The organism is Paracoccus tibetensis, from assembly GCF_900102505.1.
In the GTDB taxonomy this organism is placed as follows: Bacteria; Pseudomonadota; Alphaproteobacteria; order Rhodobacterales; family Rhodobacteraceae; genus Paracoccus; species Paracoccus tibetensis.
Map to the genome: position 1 here is coordinate 294,531 of NZ_FMVT01000001.1, position 23,851 is coordinate 318,381.

Annotated in this window: 20 protein-coding genes and 1 tRNA gene; 8 read left to right on the forward strand and 13 right to left on the reverse strand. The window is 71.0% G+C overall.

Translation table 11 applies throughout. The features are described 5' to 3' along the window. Positions 1–49: 49 nt before the first annotated feature. The 4 genes from fabB to BLP73_RS01525 all read right to left on the reverse strand — a co-directional run bounded on the left by fabB (position 50) and on the right by BLP73_RS01525 (position 3,490). On the reverse strand, positions 50–1,279 hold the full coding sequence (gene fabB / locus BLP73_RS01510) for a beta-ketoacyl-ACP synthase I (RefSeq protein WP_090739742.1): 1,230 nt from the start codon (positions 1,277–1,279) through the stop codon (positions 50–52). A 24-nt stretch (positions 1,280–1,303) separates the two neighbouring features. Then, positions 1,304–1,813 carry a bifunctional 3-hydroxydecanoyl-ACP dehydratase/trans-2-decenoyl-ACP isomerase gene (fabA, locus tag BLP73_RS01515; RefSeq protein WP_090739743.1) on the reverse strand — a complete coding sequence of 170 codons (510 nt, stop codon included), beginning with the start codon at positions 1,811–1,813 and terminating at the stop codon, positions 1,304–1,306. Between the two features lie 100 nt (positions 1,814–1,913). Then, entirely contained in the window at positions 1,914–2,786 is an 873-nt protein-coding gene (locus tag BLP73_RS01520; protein ID WP_090739744.1) for a glycosyltransferase family 2 protein, read from the reverse strand. Further along, a complete protein-coding gene (locus BLP73_RS01525; RefSeq protein ID WP_139165870.1) occupies positions 2,786–3,490 on the reverse strand; it encodes a hypothetical protein in 705 nt (234 codons plus the stop codon). Before BLP73_RS01525 ends, BLP73_RS01520 begins: the two co-directional genes overlap by 1 nt. Before the next feature lie 275 nt (positions 3,491–3,765). Here BLP73_RS01525 and infC point away from each other — a divergent pair, with 275 nt between their 5' ends. The 4 genes from infC (at position 3,766) to BLP73_RS01545 (ending at position 7,873) form a co-directional block, all read left to right on the forward strand. Continuing rightward, on the forward strand, positions 3,766–4,236 hold the full coding sequence (gene infC, locus BLP73_RS01530; RefSeq protein WP_245686496.1) for a translation initiation factor IF-3: 471 nt from the start codon (positions 3,766–3,768) through the stop codon (positions 4,234–4,236). 73 nt (positions 4,237–4,309) lie between these two features. Continuing rightward, positions 4,310–4,780, forward strand: coding sequence for a dUTP diphosphatase (gene dut, locus BLP73_RS01535; protein ID WP_175453197.1), 471 nt, complete (start codon positions 4,310–4,312; stop codon positions 4,778–4,780). Further along, positions 4,780–5,823, forward strand: coding sequence for a HesA/MoeB/ThiF family protein (locus BLP73_RS01540; protein WP_090739746.1), 1,044 nt, complete (start codon positions 4,780–4,782; stop codon positions 5,821–5,823). Before dut ends, BLP73_RS01540 begins: the two co-directional genes overlap by 1 nt. Positions 5,824–5,848: 25 nt before the next feature. Continuing rightward, complete coding sequence (locus BLP73_RS01545; protein WP_090739747.1) at positions 5,849–7,873, forward strand: M3 family metallopeptidase; 2,025 nt, start codon at positions 5,849–5,851, stop codon at positions 7,871–7,873. Positions 7,874–7,952: 79 nt separating this feature from the next. On the opposite strand, the gene BLP73_RS01550 is transcribed toward BLP73_RS01545, so the two are convergent. After that, complete coding sequence (locus tag BLP73_RS01550; protein WP_245686497.1) at positions 7,953–8,582, reverse strand: SH3 domain-containing protein; 630 nt, start codon at positions 8,580–8,582, stop codon at positions 7,953–7,955. A gap of 142 nt (positions 8,583–8,724) precedes the next feature. Between BLP73_RS01550 and BLP73_RS01555 the strand changes: the two genes are divergently transcribed. Then, the gene (locus BLP73_RS01555) at positions 8,725–9,735 is read left to right on the forward strand and encodes a 2-hydroxyacid dehydrogenase (RefSeq protein WP_090739748.1); all 1,011 of its coding nucleotides are present in this window, start codon (positions 8,725–8,727) and stop codon (positions 9,733–9,735) included. After that, positions 9,735–10,880, forward strand: a complete 1,146-nt coding sequence (locus BLP73_RS01560; protein WP_090739749.1) for an MFS transporter — start codon at positions 9,735–9,737, stop codon at positions 10,878–10,880. The genes BLP73_RS01555 and BLP73_RS01560 overlap by 1 nt, the downstream gene beginning before the upstream one ends. Positions 10,881–11,110: 230 nt before the next feature. On the opposite strand, the gene panB is transcribed toward BLP73_RS01560, so the two are convergent. From panB to BLP73_RS01575, 3 genes are all read right to left on the reverse strand, one after another. Beyond that, a complete protein-coding gene (panB, locus tag BLP73_RS01565) occupies positions 11,111–11,968 on the reverse strand; it encodes a 3-methyl-2-oxobutanoate hydroxymethyltransferase (RefSeq protein WP_090739750.1) in 858 nt (285 codons plus the stop codon). A 3-nt stretch (positions 11,969–11,971) separates the two neighbouring features. Next, positions 11,972–12,844 carry a pantoate--beta-alanine ligase gene (panC, locus tag BLP73_RS01570; RefSeq protein ID WP_090739751.1) on the reverse strand — a complete coding sequence of 291 codons (873 nt, stop codon included), beginning with the start codon at positions 12,842–12,844 and terminating at the stop codon, positions 11,972–11,974. A gap of 129 nt (positions 12,845–12,973) precedes the next feature. Beyond that, positions 12,974–13,048, reverse strand: a tRNA-Gly gene (locus tag BLP73_RS01575). 158 nt (positions 13,049–13,206) lie between these two features. Between BLP73_RS01575 and BLP73_RS01580 the strand changes: the two genes are divergently transcribed. After that, positions 13,207–14,235 (forward strand): DUF5671 domain-containing protein, encoded by a 1,029-nt coding sequence (locus tag BLP73_RS01580; protein WP_090739752.1) that lies wholly within the window; start codon positions 13,207–13,209, stop codon positions 14,233–14,235. A gap of 3 nt (positions 14,236–14,238) precedes the next feature. Here BLP73_RS01580 and BLP73_RS01585 read toward each other — a convergent pair whose 3' ends face one another. Continuing rightward, the gene (locus tag BLP73_RS01585) at positions 14,239–14,604 is read right to left on the reverse strand and encodes a DUF4260 family protein (RefSeq protein WP_090739753.1); all 366 of its coding nucleotides are present in this window, start codon (positions 14,602–14,604) and stop codon (positions 14,239–14,241) included. Positions 14,605–14,614: 10 nt separating this feature from the next. Continuing rightward, positions 14,615–17,479 (reverse strand): excinuclease ABC subunit UvrA, encoded by a 2,865-nt coding sequence (uvrA, locus tag BLP73_RS01590; protein WP_090739754.1) that lies wholly within the window; start codon positions 17,477–17,479, stop codon positions 14,615–14,617. A gap of 179 nt (positions 17,480–17,658) precedes the next feature. On the opposite strand from uvrA, the gene pyc reads away from it, so the two are divergent. Then, the gene (gene pyc / locus BLP73_RS01595) at positions 17,659–21,090 is read left to right on the forward strand and encodes a pyruvate carboxylase (protein WP_175453199.1); all 3,432 of its coding nucleotides are present in this window, start codon (positions 17,659–17,661) and stop codon (positions 21,088–21,090) included. 108 nt (positions 21,091–21,198) lie between these two features. On the opposite strand, the gene BLP73_RS01600 is transcribed toward pyc, so the two are convergent. Genes BLP73_RS01600 through BLP73_RS01610 form a run of 3 tightly spaced genes read right to left on the reverse strand, consistent with a single transcriptional unit; the run spans position 21,199 to position 23,763 of the window. Further along, entirely contained in the window at positions 21,199–21,951 is a 753-nt protein-coding gene (locus tag BLP73_RS01600; RefSeq protein WP_090739756.1) for an SDR family NAD(P)-dependent oxidoreductase, read from the reverse strand. 17 nt (positions 21,952–21,968) lie between these two features. Next, positions 21,969–23,294 carry a TRAP transporter large permease gene (locus BLP73_RS01605; RefSeq protein ID WP_090739757.1) on the reverse strand — a complete coding sequence of 442 codons (1,326 nt, stop codon included), beginning with the start codon at positions 23,292–23,294 and terminating at the stop codon, positions 21,969–21,971. Continuing rightward, positions 23,287–23,763 carry a TRAP transporter small permease gene (locus BLP73_RS01610; RefSeq protein ID WP_090739758.1) on the reverse strand — a complete coding sequence of 159 codons (477 nt, stop codon included), beginning with the start codon at positions 23,761–23,763 and terminating at the stop codon, positions 23,287–23,289. Before BLP73_RS01610 ends, BLP73_RS01605 begins: the two co-directional genes overlap by 8 nt. Positions 23,764–23,851 lie beyond the last annotated feature (88 nt).

The following is a 23,851-nucleotide window of genomic DNA, read 5'->3' on the forward strand; positions in this document are numbered from 1 at the left end:
CTCCTGCCTTGCATCGCCGATGGTCGAGACGCGCCGACGCGCCGCCGGATCAGTCGCGGTAGCGGGACATCACCAGCGTCGCGTTGGTGCCGCCGAAGCCGAAGCTATTCGACAGGACCGAGTCGAGCCCGGCATCGTCCACGCGGCTGGTCGCGATCTCGCCCGGCGCGATCTCGGGGTCCAGCGTGCCGACATTGGCCGAGGCGGCGATGAAGTCGCCCTGCAGCATCAGCAGGCTGTAGATCGCCTCGTGCACGCCGGTCGCACCGAGGCTGTGGCCCGTCAGAGACTTGGTCGAGCTGATCGGCGGCGTCGCGCCTTCGCCCCAGATGCGGCGGATGGCCTTGACCTCGCCGATGTCGCCCACCGGGGTCGAGGTGCCATGCGCGTTGATATAGCTGATCTTGCGCCCCTCGGGCAGGGTCTCGAGCGCGACGCGCATCGCCCGCTCGCCGCCCTCGCCGGACGGGGCGACCATGTCGTAGCCGTCCGAGGTCGCGCCGTAGCCCGTCACCTCGGCATAGATCCTCGCGCCGCGGGCCTTGGCATGCTCCAGCTCCTCCAGCACGACGACGCCGCCGCCGCCGGCGATCACGAAGCCGTCGCGGGTCGCGTCATAGGGGCGGGACGCCGCCTCGGGCGTGTCGTTGTATTTCGAGGACATCGCGCCCATCGCGTCGAAGAGGCAGCTGAGGGTCCAGTCCAGCTCCTCGCCGCCGCCGGCGAAGACGATGTCCTGCTTGCCCATCTGGATCTGCTCGACGCCGCTTCCGATGCAATGGGCCGAGGTCGCGCAGGCCGAGGTGATCGAGTAGTTCACGCCCTTGATCTTGAAGGGGGTCGCGAGGCAGGCCGAGTTGGTCGAGGACATGCAGCGCGTGACCATGAACGGGCCCATGCGCTTGGGGCTGCCCTTCTCGATGACGATCTGGTGCGCCTCGAAGAAGTTGCTGGTAGACGGCCCGCCCGAGCCCATGATGAGGCCCGTGCGCGGGTTCGAGACGTCGTTCTCCTCGAGGCCCGAGTCCTTGATCGCCTGCTCCATCGCGATGAAGTTGTAGGCGGCGCCGGGGCCCATGAAGCGCAGGTTGCGCTTGTCGACATGGTCCTCGAGCTTGATCTGCGGCATGCCGTGAATCTGGCTGCGGAAGCCGTGCTCGGCATATTCCGGCGCGAAGACGATGCCCGAGCGGCCCGCGCGCAGGCTTTCGGTCACTTCATCGGCGTTGTTGCCAATGGGGGACACGATGCCCAGCCCGGTGATGACGACGCGACGCATGGCGGTCTCCTGTGAAGTTCTGGGTCAGTTGGCCGACAGGGCCACCTTCATGTCCTTGACCTGGTAGATCAGCTCGCCGTCCGCCTCGACCCGGCCGTCGGCGACGCCCATGGTCAGCCGGCGGGTCTGCACGGCCTTGGTGAAATCGACGGTGTAGCGCAGCATCTTGCGGTCGGGCCGGACCATGCCGGTCAGCTTGACCTCGCCCACGCCGAGCGCGTAGCCGCGCCCCTCCCAGCCCCGCCAGCCGAGGTTGAAGCCGGTCAGCTGCCACAGCCCGTCGAGGCCGAGGCAGCCGGGCATGATCGGGTTGCCGGGGAAATGACAGGCGAAGAACCACAGGTCGGGGGTAATGTCGAACTCGGCGACGACATGGCCCTTGCCGTGCGCGCCCCGGTCTTCCGAGATGTCGGTGATGCGGTCCATCATCAGCATCGGCGGCTCGGGCAGCTGGGCGTTGCCGGGTCCGAACAGCTCTCCGCGCGCGCAGGCGAGCAGGTCGTCGCGGTCGAAGCTGGTCTGGGTCATCGCCATGCGCGCGGGCCTTCCTGTCGTTCAAGGCGGCCTCTGCCGCAAGTTGCCGATCCGTCTAGCATCTGCGGTCGCGCGGGTGCAAGAGCGTGCGCCGCCGCGGCTACATCCACTGGCCCGGCTCCATCAGCCCCAGGTCCATCAGCTGCTGGCTGTCCCACCGGAACGGGTGCGAGTTGCGCCAGGTCATGTCCCGCACGTAGTCGCGCGAGCCGGGGTTGGTGACCAGCGCCTTGGCGACGCGGAACGAGGCGATGGAGGCCGTCAGGTTGTGGTGCCACGGGCAGGAATAGGTGTTGAACTCCGGCTCGTTGAAGGTGTGGTCGGCGCGCAGCTTCAGGCCGTCCCGCGCCCGGAACAGCGCGATGCGGTCGATCCGGCGACGGCTCTCGGGCAGAAGCTCCTCGTAGCGCCAGCGCAGGCCGCCGTGGAAGTCGAGCTGCCGCTCCAGCGGCTGTCCGCCGGCGCCGGCGCGGGCCAGCGCGTAATAGCCGGTGCGGTCGAAGAGCGGCGCGTCAAGGTCGACCCCGTCCGGCCGCGCGGCCAGATCGCCGGCATAGAGATCGACGACATAGGTCAGCATCGCCTCGCGGCGTTCCTCGGTGTGGAAGGCCAGAAGCTCGCCGACGCTGCGCGTCTCGCTGAACGGGTAAAAGAGGAACTCGGCGTTGAAGCAGTAATAGAGCCAGGTCCCGGCGGGCACGGCGGCGATGACGGCGTTCACCGCGTCCACATGCGCGTCGATCCTGCGGGTCGGGAAGATCAGGTTGGTGACGCGCCGCGCCATCTCGTCCGGCAGCGGGACCGGGCGGTCCGAGAGGACGAGGACGTGCCGAAAGCCGCGGGCGAGGTGATGCTGCACTGTCTCGGTCACCGCCGCGTCATCCTCGATCAGGATGACCGCCAGCGGACCCTTCGCGATCTGGTCGGGCTTGCGGGCGAGAAAGGGGATCAGGTCGGCGACCGGGACTGCCATCAGTTCATCACCGCCTTCACCTGCTCCAGCGCGGCGCGCAGCAGCTGCGGGTTGTCGCCCGCCGTCTCGATCAGGCGGCGCAGCGTCGCCTTCTGCGGTGCGGGCAGGGCGGAGTCGTCGATGATCCGCTCGACCTCGGCGCGGTCGAAGCCCTCGGGGGTCAGCAGCGCCTCGATGCGGGCGGCCGTCGCGGCGGCGCCGGCGGTCTCGGCGGTGGCGGCCGCGGCGTCGCGGGCGGCGCTGGCGGCCTCTCCGGCGGCTTCGGGCGCGGCGGCGACGGCGCTGCCGGCTGCGGCGGCGGCGCGGTCGGCGGCGGCGATGGCGGCCTCGGCGGCGGCCTCGGCCTGCCGCGCGGCCTCGCTGGCGAGCGCGACACCGGAATCGCCCGAGGCGCGCACGGCCTCGGCCGCGGCATCGGCGGCGATGGCGGCGGCATCGGCGGCCGCGTCCGCCGCGGCATCGGCGGCGGCCTGCGCCTCGGCCTCGTCGAGGGCGGGATCGACGGCGGCGGGCGCGGCGGCATCCGCGGCCTCGGCGGTGGTGGCGGCCGTCTCCTCGGCCAGCTGCGCGGCCTCGCCGGTGGGGGTGGGCGGAACCGTCGCGACGGCGACCGGCTCGGCGGCGCGGCCATGCTGCTGCTGCCAGTACCAGCCGCCCGCGGCCGAGAGGGCCAGAATCACCGGAATCCACCAAAGCTTGCGCATCTTCTTTCCTCGATCACCCGGACTGCCGCTTGGCGCCATCTATGGCACAGGCCCCAGAGGCTTGAAAGCCGCCGCGACCGCGCAGGCGCCCCGCCACGTGCCCGGCAGCGCCGTTTCAAGCAGCTTCCGCATCAAATCCGGTTGAATCAGCGGCGACTTGGCCTTATTTTCCGTCTATTCCGCTTGGCTACACAAGGAGCACCGCCATAGCCCGCCGTCCGCATAACGCACCGCCCACCCGCGACACCGGCCCCCGCACCAACGAACGCATCCGCGTGGCCGAAATCCGCCTCATCGGCGCCGATGGCGAGAACGTGGGCGTGGTCCCCCCTTCCGTGGGCCTTCAGATGGCGCAGGAAGCCGGGTTGGACCTGGTCGAGATTTCGCCGAACGCAGCCCCTCCGGTCTGCAAGGTCATGGACCTCGGCAAGTTCAAGTACGAGCAGCAGAAGCGCGAGGCCGAGGCCCGCAAGAAGCAGAAGATCATCGAGGTCAAGGAGATCAAGTTCCGTCCGGGGACCGATACCCATGACTACGACGTCAAGATGCGCTCGGTGATGAAGTTCCTCGAGGGCGGCGACAAGGTCAAGGTCACGCTGCGCTTCCGCGGCCGCGAGATGGCTCACCAGGACCTGGGACTGGAATTGCTGAACCGCGTCCGCGACGACGTGGGCGAGGCCGGCAAGGTCGAATCGATGCCCAAGCTGGAAGGCCGGCAGATGGTGATGATGATCGCCCCGCGCTGATCGCGCCGGAGCGTTCGGGACGACAGGCCGCGCTGGCTCCGCCGCGCGGCCTTTGCATGAGAGGGAGGCCGTGATGGATGCGCCCGAGATCAAGGTGATGCGGCTCGAGGGCGCGGACGCGGCCGTCCCGCTGCCGGCCTATGCGACGTCGCTGGCCGCCGGCGCGGACCTGCGGGCGAACCTGCCGCCGGACGCCCGCGCCGCGGGCGTCACGCTGGCGCCGGGGGCGCGGGCGCTGGTGCCGACGGGTCTTGCCATGGCCATCCCCGCAGGCTGGGAGGTGCAGATCCGCGCCCGCTCGGGCTTGGCGATGAAGCAGGGGATCGGCCTCGTGAACGCCCCCGGCACCATCGACGCGGACTACCGCGGCCCGGTCGGCGTGATCCTGGTGAACTGGGGCGAGGCGCCCGTCACCATCGCTCATGGCGAGCGCATCGCGCAGATGGTTGTCGCCCCCGCGCCGCAGGCCCGCTTCACGCAGGTCGGCGCGCTGGAGGCGACCGCGCGCGGGCAGGGCGGATTCGGCTCGACGGGGCGCGGCTGATGCTGGGCCTGTGGCTTCTGGTCCTGCTGGCGGTCTTCCTGCGGATCGTCCGGGCGCCGGGCAAGATTGCCTGGCGGCTTCTGGGCGGGCTCTGGGCGATCTTCCTGCTGGCCCATCTTCTGGCCCCGGCGCAGGCGGGCCAGCTGATCGGCGGCACGGCGGGCGGCTGGCTGGTGCTGGGCGGCCTCGCGGCGATGGTCTGGGCCTACCGCATCGGCCTCCGCCGCCTGCGCCAGAGCGCCGCCCCTGCGCCGACGCCGCCCGCACCCGCCTCCGACAGCTTCAGCGATGCGGAACTCGACCGCTACGCCCGCCACATCGTGCTGCACGAGATCGGCGGGCCGGGCCAGATGGCCCTGCGCCGGGCGAGGGTGCTGGTCATCGGCGCGGGCGGCCTCGGCGCGCCGGTCTGCCTCTATCTGGCGGCGGCCGGGGTAGGGCGGATCACGCTGGCCGATGACGACACGGTCAGCCTGTCCAACCTGCAGCGGCAGGTGATCTTCCGCGACGACCTGCGGGGCGAGCCGAAGGCCTATGCCGCGGCCGAGGCGATGCTGCGCCTCAACCCCCAGATCGACGTCACCCCGCTGCTGCGCCGGATCACCGCGGACGATGCCGCGCTGATTGGACAGCACGACCTGGTCATCGACGGCACCGACAGCTTCGCCGGCCGCGCGGCGATCAACCGCGCCTGCGTGGCGGCCGGTGTGCCTCTGCTGTCCGGCGCCATCGGCCGGTGGGAGGGGCAGCTGACGCTCTACGATCCGGCCCGCGGCGCGCCCTGCATGGCCTGCATCTTCCCCGAGGCGCCCGAGCGGGATGCCCCCTGCGCCGAGGCCGGCGTCGTCGGCGCGCTGCCGGGGGTCGTGGGCAGCCTGATGGCGCTGGAGGCGATCAAGCACCTGACCGGCGCGGGCGAGAGCCTGCGCGGGCGCATGGTCCTCTTCGACGGTCTGTCGCTGGAGATGCGGTCCTTCACCGCCGGCCGGGCGCCGGGATGTCCGGTCTGCGGGGGGCTGGCAGAGGGCGCCGCGCACGCATAGGCTGACCTGCAAAGGAGCCATGCCGATGAACCAAGAGCTGACCCGCTGGACCGGCCCCGAGGGGCTGCCCCGCTTCGACCGCATCGCGGACACCGACTTCGCCCCCGCCTTCGAGCAGGAGCTGGCCGCCGCCCTCGCCGCCGTCGAGGCCATCGCCGCCAATCCCGCCCCTGCGAGCTTCGAGAACACGGTCGCGGCGATGGAGCTGGTCGACGAGGGCCTGAACCGCCTGCTGGCGGTCTTCTACACCCTCGCGGCGGTGGATTCGAACGAGGCGCGGCAGGCGCTGCAGCGCGACTTCGCCCCGAAGCTGGCCGATTACGGCAGCCGCACCGGCATGGACCCGCGCCTGCACGCCCGCGTCAGCGCCATCGCGGCCGAAGCGGATGCGCTGCCGCCCGAGGATGCGCGGCTGACTCGGCTGATGCTGCGCGACCTGACGCGGGCCGGGGCGGGCCTCGGCGAGGCCGCGCGGGCGCGGCTGGCCGAGATCCGCAGCCGCATGGCGGTCCTGACGACGCAGTTTACCCAGAACGTGCTCGCGGACGAGCGGGATTTCGTCATGCCGGTCGCGGACGATCAGCTGGCCGGCCTGCCGGACTGGCTGCGCGCCGCGATGCGCGCGGCGGCGGCCGAACGGGACATGGCGGGCCAGGTCGTGACGCTGAACCGCTCGCTGATCGTGCCGTTCCTGGAACATGCCAGCGAGCGGGCGCTGCGCGAGACGGCCTTCCGCGCCTTCACCGCCCGCGGCTCGGGTGCGGGCGCGGGGGGCGAGGCGACGAACAACCTGCCGCTGGTGGCCGAGATCCTGTCCCTGCGGCACGAGCGGGCGGCGCTGCTCGGCTATGCCGACTTCGCCGCCTGGAAGCTGGAGACGCAGATGGCCGGCAGCGCCGAGCGGGTGGAGGACCTGCTGACCGCGGTCTGGCGCCCGGCCCGCGCCCGCGCCGCCGAGGACGAGGCGAAGCTGACCCAGATGCTGCACGCGGACGGCGTCAACGGCGCGCTGGAGGCGTGGGACTGGCGCTACTATGCCGCGCGGCTCAAGCGCGAGACGCATGATCTGGACGAGGCGGCGGTCAAGCCCTACCTGACGCTGGAGGCGATGCTGGGCGCGGTCTTCGACGTTGCCCATCGCCTGTTCCGGCTGGACTTCGCGCCGCTTCAGGCGCCGCTCTGGGCGCCGGACGTGCGAGCCTGGCGGGTGACGCGGGACGGGCGGCTGATGGCGATCTTCGTCGGCGACTTCTTCGCGCGGCCGGGCAAGCGCTCGGGCGCCTGGTGCTCGGCCCTGCAGATGCAGCACAAGATGGGCGATGGCCAGCGGCCCATCGTGGTGAATGTCTGCAACTTCACCCCGCCCGAGGCTCCCGGCGCGCCGGCCTTCCTGTCCTGGGACGACGCGCGCACGCTGTTCCACGAGTTCGGCCATGCCAGCCACCACATCCTCTCCGAGGTGACCTGGCCCTCGATCTCGGGCACCTCGGTGGCGCAGGACTTCGTCGAGCTGCCGAGCCAGCTCTACGAGCACTGGCTGGAGCAGCCCGCCGTGCTGGACGCCCATGCCCGCCACCACGCGACGGGCGAGGTCCTTCCGGCCAGCTTGCGCGACCGGCTTCTGGCGGCGGGCAAGGCGGATGCCGGCTTCTCGACGGTCGAGTATCTGGAGAGCGCGCTGGTGGACCTGGACTTCCACCGCGGCGCGCCGCCCGCCGATCCGCTGGCGCGGCAGGGCGAGGTGCTGGCCGGTCTGGGCGCGCCGGAGGCGATCCCGATGCGCCATGCGACGCCGCATTTCGCCCATGTCTTCGCCGGCGACAGCTATGCGGCGGGCTATTACAGCTACATGTGGTCCGAGGTGATGGACGCCGACGCCTTCGCCGCCTTCGAGGAGGCGGGCGACATCTTCGACCCGAACGTGGCGCGGCGGCTGGAGGAGACGATCCTCTCGCGCGGCGGCACCGCGCCGGCTGAGGAGCTGTGGATGGCCTTTCGCGGGCGGATGCCGGGGGTCGAGCCGCTGCTCAGGGGGCGGGGACTGGCCTGAGGGCGCAGCGGGGGGCGCTGCCCCCCGTCCCGTGCCGGGACTCCCCCCGGGATACTTGTGGCACAGAAGATGAGGCGGTTCAGTCGCGGGTCTCGCCCGGATCGACGCCCCAGATGGTCGCTTTCGGCACCCACCCGCGCTGGCCGCCGCCCGAGACGCGGCACCAGTCCGGGTTGCACTCGCCAAGGCGCAGGATGGCGCCGGCCTCGGCGCGGGCGACGACTTCGGCATTCTCGGTGGGACGGGTCCTCAGCTCGAGCATGTCCTGGGTGACGAGGGCGGTGCGCACGCCCGAGAGGAGCGCGTAGTGAACCCATCCGCCGGCGCCGTCCCGATCCTCGACCCGGCGCCAGTGGCCGAACTCGGCGGTGACGCGCAGGGGCATGCCGGCATGGCGGAAGACCCAATCGATGCGGTGCGAAAGGCTGGGGCCGCGGCGGGCGTTGCCCTCGTTGCCCTTCAGGCTGACATAGCGCGGCAGCGGCAGGTTGGTGACCGCGCCCCGCTGCGTGCCGGGACCCGCGGACTGCGCCAGCACGAGGGGCACCAAGGCTTCGGGCAGCTGCGACGGGGCGACGGGCGCGGCATCGGCGGCGGGGGCCGCGAGGAGGAGCGCGAGGCCCAGCATCATCGCCCGCGCACCGGCCCGAGTACCGGCCCGAGTACCGGCCAGCCGCCGTCGGTTCATCGTCTCGCCCTGCTGCGTCATCTGCCGTCCGATCCTGCATCTCCGGCGTGTAGGCCGGTCCCTCCCGGGGTCTTGTGCCTGCCCCGTGCCCGAGGCACTTTGCCAAATGCCGCCGGGCATGGGAAGGGTGCGCCCGACACGGTTGCGCGAACGCGAGGTGAGAATGCCGAACAGCCCGACACTGTTTCCCGCCGGCCACAGGCCGCGCGTCGCGCTGACCCGGCGGCTGCCCGAGGAGGTCGAGCGGCGCATGGCGGAGCTGTTCGACCTGGCGCCGCGCGGCGAGGACACGCGGCTAAAGCCCGGCGAGATGGTCGCGCTGATGCAGGCGAGCGACGTGCTGGTGCCGACGGTGACCGACCGGATCGACGCGGCGATGATGGCGGATGCCGGCGACCGGCTGCGACTGATCGCCAATTACGGCGCCGGGATCGATCACATCGACGTCGAGGCAGCGCGCGCCCGCGGCATTGCCGTCACCAACACGCCGGGCGTGATGACCGAGGACACGGCGGACATGGCGCTGGCCCTGATCTTGGCCGTCGCCCGCCGCATCCCCGAGGGCCTGGCCGAGATGCAGGCCGGCAACTGGAACGGCTGGTCGCCCACCGCGCTTCTGGGCCGCCGCATCGGCGGGCGGCAGCTGGGCATCCTGGGGATGGGCCGCATCGGGCAGGCCGTGGCGCGGCGCGCGCGGGCCTTCGGGATGAGCGTGCATTACCACAACCGCCGGCGCCTGCGCCCCGAGATCGAGGAGGAGCTGGGCGCGACCTGGTGGGACAGCCTCGACCGGATGCTGGGCCATGTCGACATCGTCAGCGTGAACGCGCCGCACACGCCCTCGACCTATCACCTCCTGAACGCGCGGCGGCTGAAGCTGATGAAGCCGACCTCGGTTGTGGTCAACACCTCGCGCGGGGAGGTGATCGACGAGAATGCGCTGACGCGGATGCTGCGCGCGGGCGAGATCGCCGGCGCCGGCCTCGATGTCTTCGAGCGTGGGCACGAGATCAACCCGCGCCTGCGCGCCCTGCCGAACGTGGTGCTGCTGCCGCATATGGGCAGTGCGACCGTCGAGGGGCGGCTGGAGATGGGGGAGAAGGCGATCATCAACATCCGCACCTGGGCCGACGGGCATCGGCCGCCCGACCTCGTCCTGCCGTCGATGCTGTGATGGCGCCTGTCTCGACGCGCGCCGCGATCTCGGCGCTGTTCTTCGTCAACGGGCTCTTGGTCGGAAGCTGGGCGCCCAAGATCCCGGCACTGATGGCGCGGCACGGCTTCACCGAGGCCACGGCCGGCGTGCTGGTGCTGCTGCTGGGGCTGGGCTCGCTCTGCGTGATGCCGCTTTTCGGGGCGATGGTGGCGCGGGCGGGCTCGGCGCGGGCGGTGCGGCTGGCCGCCTGGCTGCTGGCCTCGGGCCTTGTCTGGATCACGCTCGCGCCCGAGCTGCTGAGCCTGGGGCTGGCGGTGCTGGCCTTCGGCGGGCTGGTCGGCGGGATGGACGTCGCCATGAACGCCAACGCGGTCGCGGTCGAGCGCTCGCTGGGCCGGGCGATCATGTCCTCGTGCCACGGGTTCTGGAGCCTTGGCGCCTTCGCGGGCGCGGGCGCCGGCGGCATCGCGATACAGGGGTTCGGCGAGCTTCCTCATGCGCTTGCGGTCACTGTCCTCTTTGCCGCGGTGCTGCTGGCGGTGGCGCCGCGGCTGCTGGCCGACGGGCCGGCGCCGGGGGCGGCGCGGGTGCCGCTGCGGCTGCCACGCACGCCGTTGCCCTATCTGATCGGGCTGATGGCGCTGGCCTCGATGATCCCGGAGGGCGCGATCCTCGACTGGGCGGCGGTCTATCTGGAGCGCGAGATGGGCGCCTCGCTGGCGCTGGCGGGCTGGGGCTTTGCGGCCTGCGCGGGGGCGATGGCGGTGATGCGGTTCCTCGGCGACCGGCTGCGGCGGCGCTTCGGGGCGGTGCGGACGCTGCGCGTCAGCACGCTTCTGGCGATGGCGGGGCTGGTCGTCGCGGGGCTGGCCGAGGGGCCGGTGCCCGCGATCGCCGGCTTCGCGCTGGCTGGCCTCGGGATCGCGAACATGGTGCCGATCGCCTTCTCGGCGGCCGGGAACGTGCCGGGGCTGGCGGCGGGGATGGGGCTCTCGGTCGTGACGATGATGGGTTATTCGGGCATCCTTCTGGCGCCGGGCGGGATCGGCTGGCTGGCCGAGCGGATGAGCCTCGGGACGATCTACATCGCGCTTGGGCTTCTGCTGCTGGTGCCGCTGCTCTTGTCGCGGCTGGCGCGCACGGCGGACTTCGAGGCGCCCTGACACCCGCGCAACGCCGGCGCACGTTGCGCGGGCGGTGACGCGCAACGGCGGCGGGGCCGGGTGCCGCGGCGCGGCCAGCATTTGCTGGAGAAGCGGGCGCACGGGGCGTGCACCCCATGTGCACCGGACGTGCACCGGATGTGCACCGCTTGCGGGCGTTGCGCGACGGCCCTGACGGGTTGCAGAGACAGCGCGGGGCGCCGCGATGGCAGGCGGTAATCGGCAGCGGCTCAGCGGTAGACGTGGTCCTCGGCCGGGAAGCTGCGGTCGCGCACGGCCGCGGCATAGGCGGCGATGGCGGCATCCGCATCCGCCGCGAGGTCGCCGAACTTGCGCACGAAGCGCGGGACCCGCCCGGTCAGGCCCAGCATGTCGTCAAGAACGAGGATCTGCCCGTCGCAGCGCGCCGAGGCGCCGATGCCGATGGTCGGGATCGTCACGCTGTCGGTGATGCGGTCGGCCAGCGCCTGCGTCACCCCCTCGACCACCAGCGCGAAGGCGCCGGCCTCGGCCACGGCCTGCGCATCGGCCAAATGGGCCGGCCAGGTGCTTTCGTCGCGGCCCTGCGTCTTGAAGCCGCCCATCACGTTCGTCGCCTGCGGCGTCAGCCCGATATGGGCCATCACCGGGATGCCGCGCGAGGTGAGGAAGGCGATGGTCTCGGCCATCTGCGCGCCGCCTTCCAGCTTGACGGCGGCGCAGCCCGTTTCGGCCATGACCCGGGCGGCGTTGCGGAAGGCCTGCGCGGGGCTTTCCTCGTAGCTGCCGAAGGGCATGTCGATGACCACCAGCGCGCGGGACGAGCCGCGCATGACCGCCTGCCCGTGCAGGATCATCATCTCCAGCGTCACCCCGAGGGTCGAGGGCATGCCGTGCACCACCATCCCGAGGCTGTCGCCCACCAGGATCAGGTCGGCATGGGCATCGACCAGCGCGGCCATCGGCGCGGTGTAGGCGGTCAGGGCGACGATCGGCTCGGCGGCCGGCTTGACGGCGGACTGGGCAGCGGACTGGGCAGCGGGCTGGGCGCCCTTGCGCGCGGCGATCTGGGGGACGGTGATGCGCCGGATCGGGGCCTGGGCGGACATGGGTTACTCCTCGGTCTGGGGCGGGGTGGCGGTGCGCTGGTCGATCAGCAGCACCTCGCCGAAGCGAACGGCCAGCAGGATGACCACCGGCCCGCAGATGGCGGCGATGCGCGACAGGTCGGCCGCGTCGCGGATGTCGATGCTGCGGACATGGGCGCGCGGCTCGGCCCGCAGCATGGCGCGGATCCCGGCGCGGACCTGCGCGAGCGGCGCGCCGGCCGCGATGCGCGCCTCGGCCGCGTCGAGCGCGCGGGCCAGGACCGGGGCGGCGGCGCGGTCCTCGGGCGTCAGGCGCTGGTTGCGCGAGGACATGGCGAGGCCGTCGGCCTCGCGCACCGTCGGGACGGGCAGGATCGTCACGGGGATGTCGAGATCGGCGACCATGCGGCGGATCAGGGTCAGCTGCTGGAAGTCCTTCTCGCCGAAGGCGGCCGCATCGGGCTGAACGATGTTGAAGAGCTTGGTGACGACGGTGGCGACGCCGCGGAAATGGCCGGGGCGCAGGCGGCCCATCAGCATCCGGCCGAGGCCCGCGACCTCGACATGGGTCTGCGCGCCGGGGCGGTAGATGTCGGTGACCTGCGGCAGGAAGACGGCGTCGCAGCCGGCGGCACGGAGCTTGGCGAGGTCCCCCGCCTCGTCGCGGGGATAGCGGGCGAGATCCTCGTTCGGGCCGAACTGCGTCGGGTTCACGAAGATCGAGGTGACGACGCGCCCGCCGCCCTCTGCGTCCAACCAGTCGCGGGCGCGGGCGATCAGCGTCAGGTGGCCGTCATGCAGCGCGCCCATCGTGGGGACCAGCGCGATCCGCTGCCCGGCGGCGCGAAAGGCGCGCGTGCCATCACGCATCTCTTGCGTGCTGCGGCAGATCTGCATGGCTCCCCCCGGTCCTCGAACGTGGCGCAACCTAGCGGCGGGGGCGGGGCGGGGCAAGCGCGGCCGTGGCGGGCTGCCGCAGGGTCGGAAACGCAAAAGGCCGGACCCGAAGGTCCGGCCTTTTGTGTCTGGAGCGGGCGATGAGATTCGAACTCACGACCCTAACCTTGGCAAGGTTATGCTCTACCCCTGAGCTACGCCCGCATCCGTTCCCGTCAGCGGCTGGCCGCCTTCGGTGAGCGGTGATTTACGGAAGGCCGCGGGGGGGTGCAAGGGCAAAATCGCGCATCGCCCGAAATTTTTGCGGCTTGATCGTAGCGCCGGGCCGGGCACAACCTGCGGCCATCACGAGGGGGGCGCGGATGCGGTCGAGCGAGGAGGCGAGCGGGTTCGTTCGCGCAGGACTGGCGGCAGGCGAGGCGCCCGAGGCGCTGGAGGCGGCGCTGGTCGCGGCGGGCTGGAGCGGGCGCGAGGCGGCGGCGGCGCTGGCGCGCTGGCAGGCGCGGCCGGGGCTGCAGCCGGTGCCGCGGCCCGAGGCGCGGCTGCCCGCGCGCGAGGCGCTGGTGCAGGGCCTCGGCTTCGTCGCGCTGGCGGTGATCGCCTGGCACGCGGTCGGGATCGGCTTCCTCCTGGCCGAGCGGCTGGTGCCGCTGCCGGGCGAGGGGCCGGCCTGGCGCGGCGCGGCGCGCTGGCCGGTGGCGATGCTGGTCGCCTTCCTGCCGATCATGGTCGCGGTGCGGCTGCGCAAGGGCGAGGGCGCCACGACGCCGCGCCGGTGGGCGGCGGCGGCGTCGGGGCTGGTGGCGGCGCTGGTGCTGGTCGGCAGCCTCGCCTCGGCGGTCCATGCGGGGCTGTCGGGCGATCTGACGGCGCGGTTCGGGTTGAAGCTGGCGGCGGTCGTCGGCATGGCCGCGCTGGTCTACGCCGCCTACCGGGCCGAGCTGGCGGGCCCGGCGGCGGGCCGGCGGGCGATGCTGGGTATCGCGGCGGTCGCGCTGGCGGCCATCGGCGCGGGGCTGTGGCTCAGCGGCGGCCCGGCGCGGGGCCAGGCCGAGCGGCGCGACGAGGTGCGGGCCGCCGATCTGGCCGCGCTGGCCGCGCAGGCGCAATGCCTTGCCGCCGAGGGCCGGAACGTGCCGCCGCTCGGCCCCTCGGAGGCATGTCCGGGACAGCCGCGCCTGGCCGATCCCGCGACCGGTGCCCCCTATCTGCTGGAGCCGGTCGCGGGCGGGCGGCTGCGGCTCTGCGCGCCGCGCGAGACCGAGGCGCCTTGGGCGGACGATCCGGGCCGGCCGGGCTGCATCCTGACCGATCTGCGCCCGCCGCAGGATCGTCCCGCGCCGCCCGGCCCCTCGCTGGTGCCGCCGTCGGGCGGGATCCTGTCCGACTAGGCGCTAGCCGCGGCCGAGGCGGCCGAGATGCGTGTCCGCAAAGGCGGTCGGGTGCTTCAGCCCGTAGCCGAGCGCGCGGTCGCCGCCGACATGGGCCAGCCACAGCGCCCCCGCCGCGATCAGCGCCGGGCTGCCGGCCAGAAGCCCCAACAGCGCCAGCACCAGGCCGCCGGCATAGAGATGGACCGCGTTGTAGAGCTGCGCGCCGATGCGCGGGCCGGCCAGGTAGCCCACGGCCGCGAGGTCCGGCGCGAGCAGCGCCAGCGGCCAGAGCCAGAGCGGCCAGCCCGGCTGCATCACCCCGGCCAGCGCCAGGGCGACGACGGCGATGAGGCCGCCCTCGATCCGCTGCCAGGTGATGACGCTCATGCCGGGCGCGTCACTCGGCGGCGCGGATGCGGGCGGGCTTCAGCATCGGCGCGAGGTAGCGGCCGGTATGGCTCTCGGCCACCTCGGCCACGGTTTCGGGCGTGCCGGTTGCGACCACACGGCCGCCGCCGTCGCCGCCCTCGGGGCCGATGTCGATGATCCAGTCGGCGGTCTTGATGACGTCGAGATTGTGCTCGATCACCACCACCGAATTGCCCTGGTCGACCAGCTGGTGCAGCACTTCCAGCAGCTTGCGCACATCCTCGAAATGCAGGCCCGTCGTCGGCTCGTCGAGGATGTAGAGCGTGCGGCCGGTCGAGCGGCGCGACAGCTCCTTGGACAGCTTCACCCGCTGCGCCTCGCCGCCCGAGAGGGTCGTCGCCTGCTGGCCGACCTTGATGTAGCCAAGGCCCACCTGCATCAGCGCGTCCATCTTCTCGCGGATGGACGGGACGGCGGCGAAGAACTCCTGCGCGTCCTCCACGGTCATGTCCAGCACGTCGGCGATGGACTTGCCCTTGAACTGCACCTCCAGCGTCTCGCGGTTGTAGCGCTTGCCCTTGCAGGTCTCGCATTCGACATAGACGTCGGGCAGGAAGTGCATCTCGATCTTGATCACGCCGTCGCCTTGGCAGGCCTCGCAGCGGCCGCCCTTGACGTTGAAGCTGAAGCGGCCGGGCTTGTAGCCGCGCGCCTTGGATTCCGGCAGGCCGGCGAACCAGTCGCGGATCGGGGTGAAGGCGCCGGTATAGGTCGCGGGGTTCGAGCGCGGCGTGCGGCCGATGGGGCGCTGGTCGATGTCGATGACCTTGTCCAGATGCTCGAGCCCGCGGATCGTCTCGCAGGGCGCCGGGGTCTGGCGGGCGCCGTTGAGGCGCAGCGAGGCGGTCTTGAACAGCGTCTCGATGGTCAGCGTCGACTTGCCGCCGCCCGAGACGCCCGAGACGCAGACGAACTTGCCGAGCGGGAAGTCGGCGGTGACCTCCTTAAGGTTGTTCCCCGTCGCCTTGACCACGGTCACCTTCTTGCCGTTGCCCTTGCGTCGCTCGGCCGGGATGGGGATGTCGCGCTTGCCCGAGAGATACTGGCCGGTCAGGCTGGCGGGGTCCGCCGCGATCTGGTCCGGGGTGCCGTGGCTGACCACGGTCCCGCCATGCACGCCCGCGCCCGGGCCCATGTCGAAGACATAGTCGGCATGGCGGATCGCGTCCTCGTCATGCTCGACCACGAGGACCGAATTGCCCTGGTCGCGCAGGTTCATCAGCGTGGTCAGCAGGCGGTCGTTGTCGCGCTGGTGCAGGCCGATGGACGGCTCGTCCAGAACGTAGAGAACGCCCGTGAGGCCGCTGCCGATCTGGCTGGCCAGGCGGATGCGCTGGCTCTCGCCGCCCGACAGCGTGCCGGCGGCGCGGGACAGGGTGAGGTAGTCGAGGCCCACGTTCACGAGGAAGCCGAGCCGCTCGCGGATCTCCTTGAGGATGGCGGCGGCGATCTCGTTCTTCTGCTTCGAGAGCTGCGCGGGCGCGGCCTCGACCCAGGCCAGCGCCTCCTTGATCGAGAACTGCACGACCTCGCCGACATGGGTGCCGGCGATCTTCACGGCCAGCGCCTCGGGCTTGAGGCGGTAGCCGTGGCAGGCGCCGCAGGGGCGGTTGTTCTGGTAGCGCTCGAACTCTTCCCGGACCCACTGGCTGTCGGATTCGCGCAGGCGCCGCTCCATGTTGGGGATGACGCCCTCGAAGCTGCGGCTGATCTCGTAGACGCGGCCGGCATCGTCGAAGCGGAAGCGGATCTCCTCGGCGCCCGAGCCGTTCAGGAACATCTGCCGCGCCGAGTCCGGCAGGTCCTTCCACGGGGTCTTCTTGTCGAAGCCGTAATGCTTGGCCAGCGCGTTGATCGTCTGCGTCAGATAGGCCGATTTCGACCGCGCCCAGGGAGCGATGGCGCCCTTGTCCACCGAAAGGGCGGCGTCGGGGACGATCAGCCGCTCGTCGAAGAACAGCTCGACCCCGAGGCCGTCGCAGACCGGGCAGGCGCCGAAGGGCGCGTTGAAGCTGAACAGGCGCGGCTCGATCTCGGGGATGGTGAAGCCGCTGACGGGGCAGGCGAACTTTTCCGAGAAGGTCATGCGCTCGGGCTCGGCACCCTCCTCGGTCGGGGCGGTCTCGAGGATGGCGATGCCGTCGGCAAGGTTCAGCGCGGTGCGCAGCGAGTCGGCCAGGCGCGTTTCCAGCCCCTCGCGCACCACGATGCGGTCCACGACCACGTCGATGTTGTGGCGGAACTTCTTGTCGAGAGTGGGCGGCTCGTCCAGCTCGTAGAAGGCGCCGTTGACCTTGACGCGCTGGAAGCCCTGCTTGCGCAGCTCGAGAAATTCCTTGCGGTACTCGCCCTTGCGGTCGCGCACGATCGGGGCCAGCAGGAAGGCGCGCGTGCCCTCGGGCAGGGCCATCGTGCGGTCCACCATGTCCTGCACCTGCTGCGCCTCGATCGGAAGGCCGGTGGCGGGCGAGTAGGGCGTGCCGGCGCGCGCGAACAGCAGGCGCAGGTAGTCGTAGATCTCGGTCACGGTGCCGACGGTCGAGCGGGGGTTCTTCGAGGTGGTCTTCTGCTCGATGCTGATCGCGGGCGACAGGCCGCTGATGTGGTCGACATCCGGCTTGCCCATCATGTCGAGGAACTGGCGCGCATAGGCCGACAGGCTCTCGACGTAGCGGCGCTGGCCCTCGGCATAGATCGTGTCGAAGGCGAGCGAGGATTTCCCCGATCCCGACAGGCCGGTGATGACCACCAGCTTGTCGCGCGGGATGTCCATGTCCACGCCCTTCAGATTGTGCTCGCGCGCGCCGCGCACCTCGATGAACTTCTGTTCCATTCGGGCATGTCCCTCTGACCAGTCGCATCAGATAGGGACGCGCGGCGGAAAAGCAAGTTCATTTCGAGAACGGAGCAGGAACAGGCCCCGCATCGTCTTTTGGTCGCAAATGCGGCTGGAAGCTTGCGCCGCATCGCAGCGAAGCTAGGATGCCGCGCAACTGGAGAAGGGGCCTTGGGATGTTTCGGAAGATTCTTGTCGCGAACCGGGGCGAGATCGCCATTCGCGTGATGCGGGCGGCGAACGAGCTGGGCAAGAAGACGGTCGCCGTCTATGCCGAGGAAGACAAGCTGGGCCTGCACCGCTTCAAGGCCGACGAGGCCTACCGGATCGGCGAGGGTCTGGGCCCCGTCGCGGCCTATCTGTCCATCCCCGAGATCATCCGCGTCGCCAAGCAATCCGGCGCGGACGCGATCCATCCGGGGTACGGGCTTCTGTCCGAGAATCCCGATTTCGTCGATGCCTGCTTCGAGGCTGGGATCACCTTCATCGGCCCGCGCGCCGACACGATGCGCGCGCTCGGCGACAAGGCCAGCGCGCGGCGCGTCGCCATCAAGGCGGGGGTGCCGGTCATCCCCGCGACCGAGGTGCTGGGCGACGACTTCGACGCCATCAAGCGCGAGGCCGGCGAGATCGGCTATCCGCTGATGCTGAAGGCCAGCTGGGGCGGCGGCGGGCGCGGGATGCGGCCCATCAACTCCGAGGCCGAGCTGGTCGAGAAGGTCCGCGAGGGCCGGCGCGAGGCCGAGGCCGCCTTCGGCAACGGCGAGGGCTATCTGGAGAAGATGATCCTGCGCGCCCGCCATGTCGAGGTGCAGCTGCTGGGCGACACGCATGGCGGGCTCTATCACCTCTATGAGCGGGACTGCACCGTGCAGCGCCGCAACCAGAAGGTCGTCGAGCGCGCGCCCGCGCCCTATCTGACCGAGGCGCAGCGGGCCGAGGTCTGCGCGCTGGCGCTGAAGATCGGGCAGGCGGTCGGCTACCAGAACGCCGGCACGGTCGAGTTCCTGATGGATATGGACAGCCAGCAGTTCTACTTCATCGAGGTGAACCCGCGCGTGCAGGTCGAGCATACCGTGACCGAAGAGGTCACCGGCATCGACATCGTGCAGTCCCAGATCAAGATCGCCGAGGGCGCGACCCTGGCCGAGGCCACCGGCCATGCGCGGCAGGAGGACATCACCCTGTCCGGCCACGCGCTGCAGTGCCGCGTGACGACCGAGGACCCGCAGAACAACTTCATCCCGGACTATGGCCGCATCACCGCCTATCGCAGCGCGACGGGCATGGGCATCCGGCTGGACGGCGGGACGGCCTATGCCGGCGGGGTCATCACCCGCTATTACGACTCGCTGCTGGTCAAGGTCACGGCCTGGGCGCAGACGCCCGATCAGGCGATCAAGCGGATGGACCGGGCTCTGCGCGAGTTCCGGGTGCGGGGCGTCTCGACGAACATCGACTTCGTCATCAACCTGCTGAAGCACCCGGTCTTCCTCAACGACACCTACACGACGAAGTTCATCGACACGACCGAGGACCTCTTCGACTTCAAGAAGCGGCAGGACCGGGCGACGAAGATCCTCACCTACCTTGCCGATATCAGCGTGAACGGTCACCCCGAGACGGCCGGCCGCGCGATGCCGCCCGCCCAAGCCCGCGCGCCCGTGCCGCCGAAGCCGGTGGCCGCCCCCGCTCCGGGGACGCGGCAGATGCTGGAGGCGCAGGGCGCGCAGGCCGTCGCCGACTGGCTGGCGGCGCAGAAACAGCTGCTGATCACCGACACGACCATGCGCGACGGGCACCAGTCGCTGCTGGCGACGCGGATGCGGTCCATCGACATGATCCGGGTCGCGCCCTCCTATGCCGCGAACCTGCCGCAGCTTTTCAGCGTCGAGTGCTGGGGCGGGGCGACCTTCGACGTGGCATACCGCTTCCTGCAGGAATGCCCGTGGCAGCGGCTGCGCGACATCCGCGCGAAGATGCCGAACCTGATGACGCAGATGCTGCTGCGCGCCTCGAACGGGGTGGGCTACACCAACTATCCCGACAACGTGGTGCAGTTCTTCGTCGCTCAGGCGGCGAAGTCCGGGGTGGACGTCTTCCGCGTCTTCGACAGCCTCAACTGGACCGAGAACATGCGCGTCGCGATGGACGCCGTGATCGAGAGCGGCAAGATCTGCGAGGGGACCGTCTGCTATACCGGCAACATGCTGGACGCGGACCGCTCCAAATACGACCTCAAGTACTACGTCCGCACTGCGCAGGAGCTGAAGGCGGCCGGGGCGCATATCCTGGGCCTCAAGGACATGGCGGGGCTGCTGAAGCCGGCCGCCGCGCGCATCCTCATCAAGGCGCTGAAGGAGGAGGTCGGGCTGCCCGTCCATTTCCACACCCACGACACCAGCGGCATGGGCGGGGCGACGATTCTTGCCGCCGCCGAGGTGGGAGTGGACGTGGTCGATTGCGCGATGGACGCGCTGTCGGGCAATACCAGCCAGCCGACGATGGGCTCGGTGGTCGAGGCGCTGGCGGGGACCGAGCGGGACACCGGGCTCGACATCGCCGCGATCCGGTCGATCAGCAACTACTGGGAGCGCGTGCGCGAGAACTACGCCGCCTTCGAGAGCGGGCTGCAATCGCCCGCCTCGGAGGTCTATCTGCACGAGATGCCGGGCGGGCAGTTCACCAACCTCAAGTCTCAGGCGCGCAGCATGGGGCTGGAGGATCGCTGGCACGAGGTCGCGCAGGCCTATGCCGACGTGAACCGGATGTTGGGAGACATCGTGAAGGTGACGCCATCCTCCAAGGTGGTGGGCGACATGGCGCTGATGATGGTGGCGCAGAACCTGACGCCCGAGGACGTGCTGGACCCCGCCAAGGACGTGAGCTTCCCGGATTCGGTCATCGACATGATGAAGGGCAATCTCGGCCAGCCTCCCGGCGGCTGGCCGGAGGGAATCCAGCGCAAGGTGCTCAAGGGCGAGGCGCCGATCACCGACCGGCCCGGCGCGCATCTGCCCCCCGTGGATCTTGAGGCCGAGCGGGCCAAGCTGTCCGAGCTGCTGGACGCCCAGATCGACGACGAGGACCTTAACGGCTACCTGATGTATCCCAAGGTCTTCACCGACTACATGGCCCGGCACGAGGTCTACGGCCCCGTGCGCACCCTGCCGACGCGGACCTTCTTCTACGGCATGGAGCCGGGCGAGGAGATCAGCGTCGAGATCGATCCCGGCAAGACGCTGGAGGTGCGCCTGCTGACCCTGGGCGAGACGGACGAGAAGGGCGAGGTCAAGGTCTTCTTCGAGCTGAACGGCCAGCCGCGCCAGGTCCGCGTGCCGAACCGCAAGGTAGGCGGGGGCGTGGCCGCGCGGCCCAAGGCGGATGCGGGCAATGCCGGCCATGTCGGCGCGCCGATGCCGGGCGTCGTCGCCTCGGTCACGGTCAGCGCCGGGCAGAAGGTCGCGCAGGGGGACCTGCTGCTGACCATCGAGGCGATGAAGATGGAGACCGGGCTGCATGCCGACCGCGACGGGACCGTGACGGCGGTGCATGTGACGCCGGGCGCGCAGATCGACGCGAAGGACCTGCTGGTGGAGCTGGGCTGACTTGCGTCCCGCGACGGCGGGGGGCGCTGCCCCCCGCACCCCCCGGCAGGGGGCGCGGCCCCCTGCACCCGCGGGATATTTGCCGCACAGGAGAGGGAGGGCGCGGCCTCAGGGGCGGCGGAGGGCGGGCAGGCCCACGCCGGCCGCGTCGAAGCCTCCGTCGGCGGCGAGGATCTGGCCGGTGATGTAGGAGGCGCGGTCCGAGAGGAGGAAGGTGATGGCCTCGGCAATCTCGGCCTCGGTGCCGTAGCGGTTCAGCGGGATGGCGTCGTGATAGGCGGCGCGGATGGCGGGGCTGTGGACGGCCAGCGCAAGCTTGGTGTCCACCGGGCCGGGGGCGACGCAGTTGGCGCGGATGCCGTGCTCGCCCAGCTCCACCGCCTGCTGGCGGGTCAGGTGGATCACGGCCGCCTTGGACGTGCCGTAGGCGACGCGCAGGGTCGAGGCGCGCAGGCCCGAGATCGAGGCGATGTTCACGATGGCACCGCCCGCCTTCTTCAGATGCGGGATCACCGCCTGCGAGGTCAGGAAGACGCCGTCGAGATTGGTCGCCATGATCCGGCGCCAGGTGGCGTGGTCGGTCTGGTCCAGCGGGCGGAAGTCGGCGATGCCGGCGTTGTTCACCAGCCCGTCGATGCGGCCGGACCAGGCGGCGACGCGGGCGGTCATGGCGGCAATCTGGCCCTCGTCCGAGATGTCGCAGGGGAGGGGGAGGACGTCCTCCATCGTGGCGGCGGCGGCCAGTTCGTCGGCGTCGAGGTCGATCATGGCGACGCGCCAGCCCTCGCGCAGCAGGAGCTTCGTGGTGGCGAGGCCGATGCCGCGGGCGGCGCCGGTGACGATGGCGGTCTTGAGGCTCATGGAGGGGGTCCTTTCGCTCAGCGCAGCCACTGGACCAGCAGCAGCGAGATGGAGGGGAAGGCGGCGATCACGGCCAGGCCGGCAAGCGTCGCCACCAGGAACGGCAGGGCGCCGCGGGCCACGCGCTCGATGGAGATGCGCGAGACGTTGGCCGCGACATAGAGGTTGATCCCCACGGGCGGCGTGATGAGGCCGATGGCGAGGTTCACCATCACGAGGACGCCGAACCAGACCGGGTCCCAGCCAAGCGTCCGCATGACCGGCAGCACGATGGGCAGGGTGATGAACATCACCGTGATCGCGTCCATGAACATGCCCGCGATCAGCAGGATCAGCATGATGACCGCCAGGATCACCCAAGGGTTCTCGCTGATGCCCAGAAGGCCGCTGGAATAGGTGCCGACGAGGTCCTCGACCGTGATGACCCATCCGAAGAGCGCGGCATAGGCGACGACCAGCATGACCGTGGCCGAGGAGGCGGCGGCCTCGGCCAGCGTCTCGTAGAGGCTGCGCAGGGTCAGGGAGCGGTAGATGAGGCCGCCGACGAGGAGAGCGTAGACGGTGGCGACGAGGGCGGCCTCGGTCGGGGTGAAGATGCCCGAATAGATGCCGCCGAGGATGACGGCGGGGGTCATCAGGCCCCAGAAGCTGTCCCGGAAGCTGCGGGCGAGGCGGGTGCCGTAGGGCTGGCCGGCATAGGGCTCGGGGCTGAGCGCGGTCAGGGCGCGGCGGGGGGCTTTCGGGGCGATGAAGGGCAGGACGGCGATCATCGTCAGGCCCATGAAGAGGCCCGGCAGGATCGCGGCGATGAAGAGCTGCGAGATCGAGACCTCGGCGATGACGCCGTAGAGGACGAGGCCGATGGAGGGCGGGATGACGATGGAGAGCGCGGCCCCCGCGCAGACGAGGCCGGCGGCATGGGCGCGGCTGTAGCCGTCCTCCTCCATCCCCTTGATGATCATCGGGCCGATGGCGGCGACCGAGGCCGGGCCCGAGCCGCTGACCGCGCCCCAGAAGAGGCAGACGACCGTGCCGACGACGCCCATTCCGCCGGGCAGACCGCCGACGAGGACGCGGAAGAAGCGGATCATGCGCTCGGCGATGCCGGTGCTGCCCATGAGCGCGCCGGCGAGGATGAAGAAGGGGATCGCCAGCAGCGAGTAGCGCGCGACGCCGGCCGTGATGAGATCGCCCGCGAGGTCCAGCCCGAAGCCGATCCGCCACATCGCGTAGAGCGCCGAGAGGCCGAGCGCGAAGGCGACCGGCACCCGCAGCGCCAGCAGCAGAAAGAACAGCAGCACCATCTGCGTGCCGGGGCCGAGCGCGGGGAGGAGGTCAGTCATGGGCGGCGGCCGCGCGGTATTCGGTGACGGCGTGCTGCACGAAGCGCAGGGCGATCAGGAGAAAGGCGACGGGCACGGCGGCTTGGTAATACCAGGCGGGGATGCCGAGGGCGTAGGACCTGAGGCCGTTGGCGTAGAGCGTCGCGAGCGCAGCCCAGGCGAGCCAGGCCGAGGCGAGGAGCAGCAGGACCGACAGCGCTGCCGAGAGGACGACAAGCGGCAGGCGCAGGCTGCGGGGCAGAAGATCGACCACCGCGGTGACGGCGAGATGCTGGCCCTGCCGGGCGGCGATGGCGGCGCCGAAGACGGTCAGCAGCAGGAAGCCGTTGGTCAGCAGCTCCTCGCTGGAGGCGAAGGAATAGCTGGTCCCGTAGCGCACGACGACATTGGCGAAGCCCAGCAGCGTCATGCCGAGAAAGAGGATGGCGCAGACCAGCTTTTCAGCCTCGCGCATGAGGAAGGCGAGCATGGCGGCCTCTCACCGAAGTCACGGGGACGGGTGTCGCCGGGGGAGAGGGGCGCTGCCCCCCATCGCGCGCTGCGCGATCCCCCCGGGA

Bases quoted from the DNA above. Each gene is read 5' to 3' on its own strand.
- fabB (WP_090739742.1), bottom strand. From the start codon at position 1,279: ATGCGTCGCGTCGTCATCACCGGGCTGGGCATCGTGTCCCCCATTGGC.
- fabA (WP_090739743.1), bottom strand. From the start codon at position 1,813: ATGGCGATGACCCAGACCAGCTTCGACCGCGACGACCTGCTCGCCTGC.
- BLP73_RS01520 (WP_090739744.1), bottom strand. From the start codon at position 2,786: ATGGCAGTCCCGGTCGCCGACCTGATCCCCTTTCTCGCCCGCAAGCCC.
- BLP73_RS01525 (WP_139165870.1), bottom strand. From the start codon at position 3,490: ATGCGCAAGCTTTGGTGGATTCCGGTGATTCTGGCCCTCTCGGCCGCG.
- dut (WP_175453197.1), top strand. From the start codon at position 4,310: ATGGATGCGCCCGAGATCAAGGTGATGCGGCTCGAGGGCGCGGACGCG.
- BLP73_RS01540 (WP_090739746.1), top strand. From the start codon at position 4,780: ATGCTGGGCCTGTGGCTTCTGGTCCTGCTGGCGGTCTTCCTGCGGATC.
- BLP73_RS01545 (WP_090739747.1), top strand. From the start codon at position 5,849: ATGAACCAAGAGCTGACCCGCTGGACCGGCCCCGAGGGGCTGCCCCGC.
- BLP73_RS01550 (WP_245686497.1), bottom strand. From the start codon at position 8,582: ATGACGCAGCAGGGCGAGACGATGAACCGACGGCGGCTGGCCGGTACT.
- BLP73_RS01555 (WP_090739748.1), top strand. From the start codon at position 8,725: ATGCCGAACAGCCCGACACTGTTTCCCGCCGGCCACAGGCCGCGCGTC.
- BLP73_RS01560 (WP_090739749.1), top strand. From the start codon at position 9,735: ATGGCGCCTGTCTCGACGCGCGCCGCGATCTCGGCGCTGTTCTTCGTC.
- panB (WP_090739750.1), bottom strand. From the start codon at position 11,968: ATGTCCGCCCAGGCCCCGATCCGGCGCATCACCGTCCCCCAGATCGCC.
- panC (WP_090739751.1), bottom strand. From the start codon at position 12,844: ATGCAGATCTGCCGCAGCACGCAAGAGATGCGTGATGGCACGCGCGCC.
- BLP73_RS01580 (WP_090739752.1), top strand. From the start codon at position 13,207: ATGCGGTCGAGCGAGGAGGCGAGCGGGTTCGTTCGCGCAGGACTGGCG.
- BLP73_RS01585 (WP_090739753.1), bottom strand. From the start codon at position 14,604: ATGAGCGTCATCACCTGGCAGCGGATCGAGGGCGGCCTCATCGCCGTC.
- uvrA (WP_090739754.1), bottom strand. From the start codon at position 17,479: ATGGAACAGAAGTTCATCGAGGTGCGCGGCGCGCGCGAGCACAATCTG.
- pyc (WP_175453199.1), top strand. From the start codon at position 17,659: ATGTTTCGGAAGATTCTTGTCGCGAACCGGGGCGAGATCGCCATTCGC.
- BLP73_RS01600 (WP_090739756.1), bottom strand. From the start codon at position 21,951: ATGAGCCTCAAGACCGCCATCGTCACCGGCGCCGCCCGCGGCATCGGC.
- BLP73_RS01605 (WP_090739757.1), bottom strand. From the start codon at position 23,294: ATGACTGACCTCCTCCCCGCGCTCGGCCCCGGCACGCAGATGGTGCTG.
- BLP73_RS01610 (WP_090739758.1), bottom strand. From the start codon at position 23,763: ATGCTCGCCTTCCTCATGCGCGAGGCTGAAAAGCTGGTCTGCGCCATC.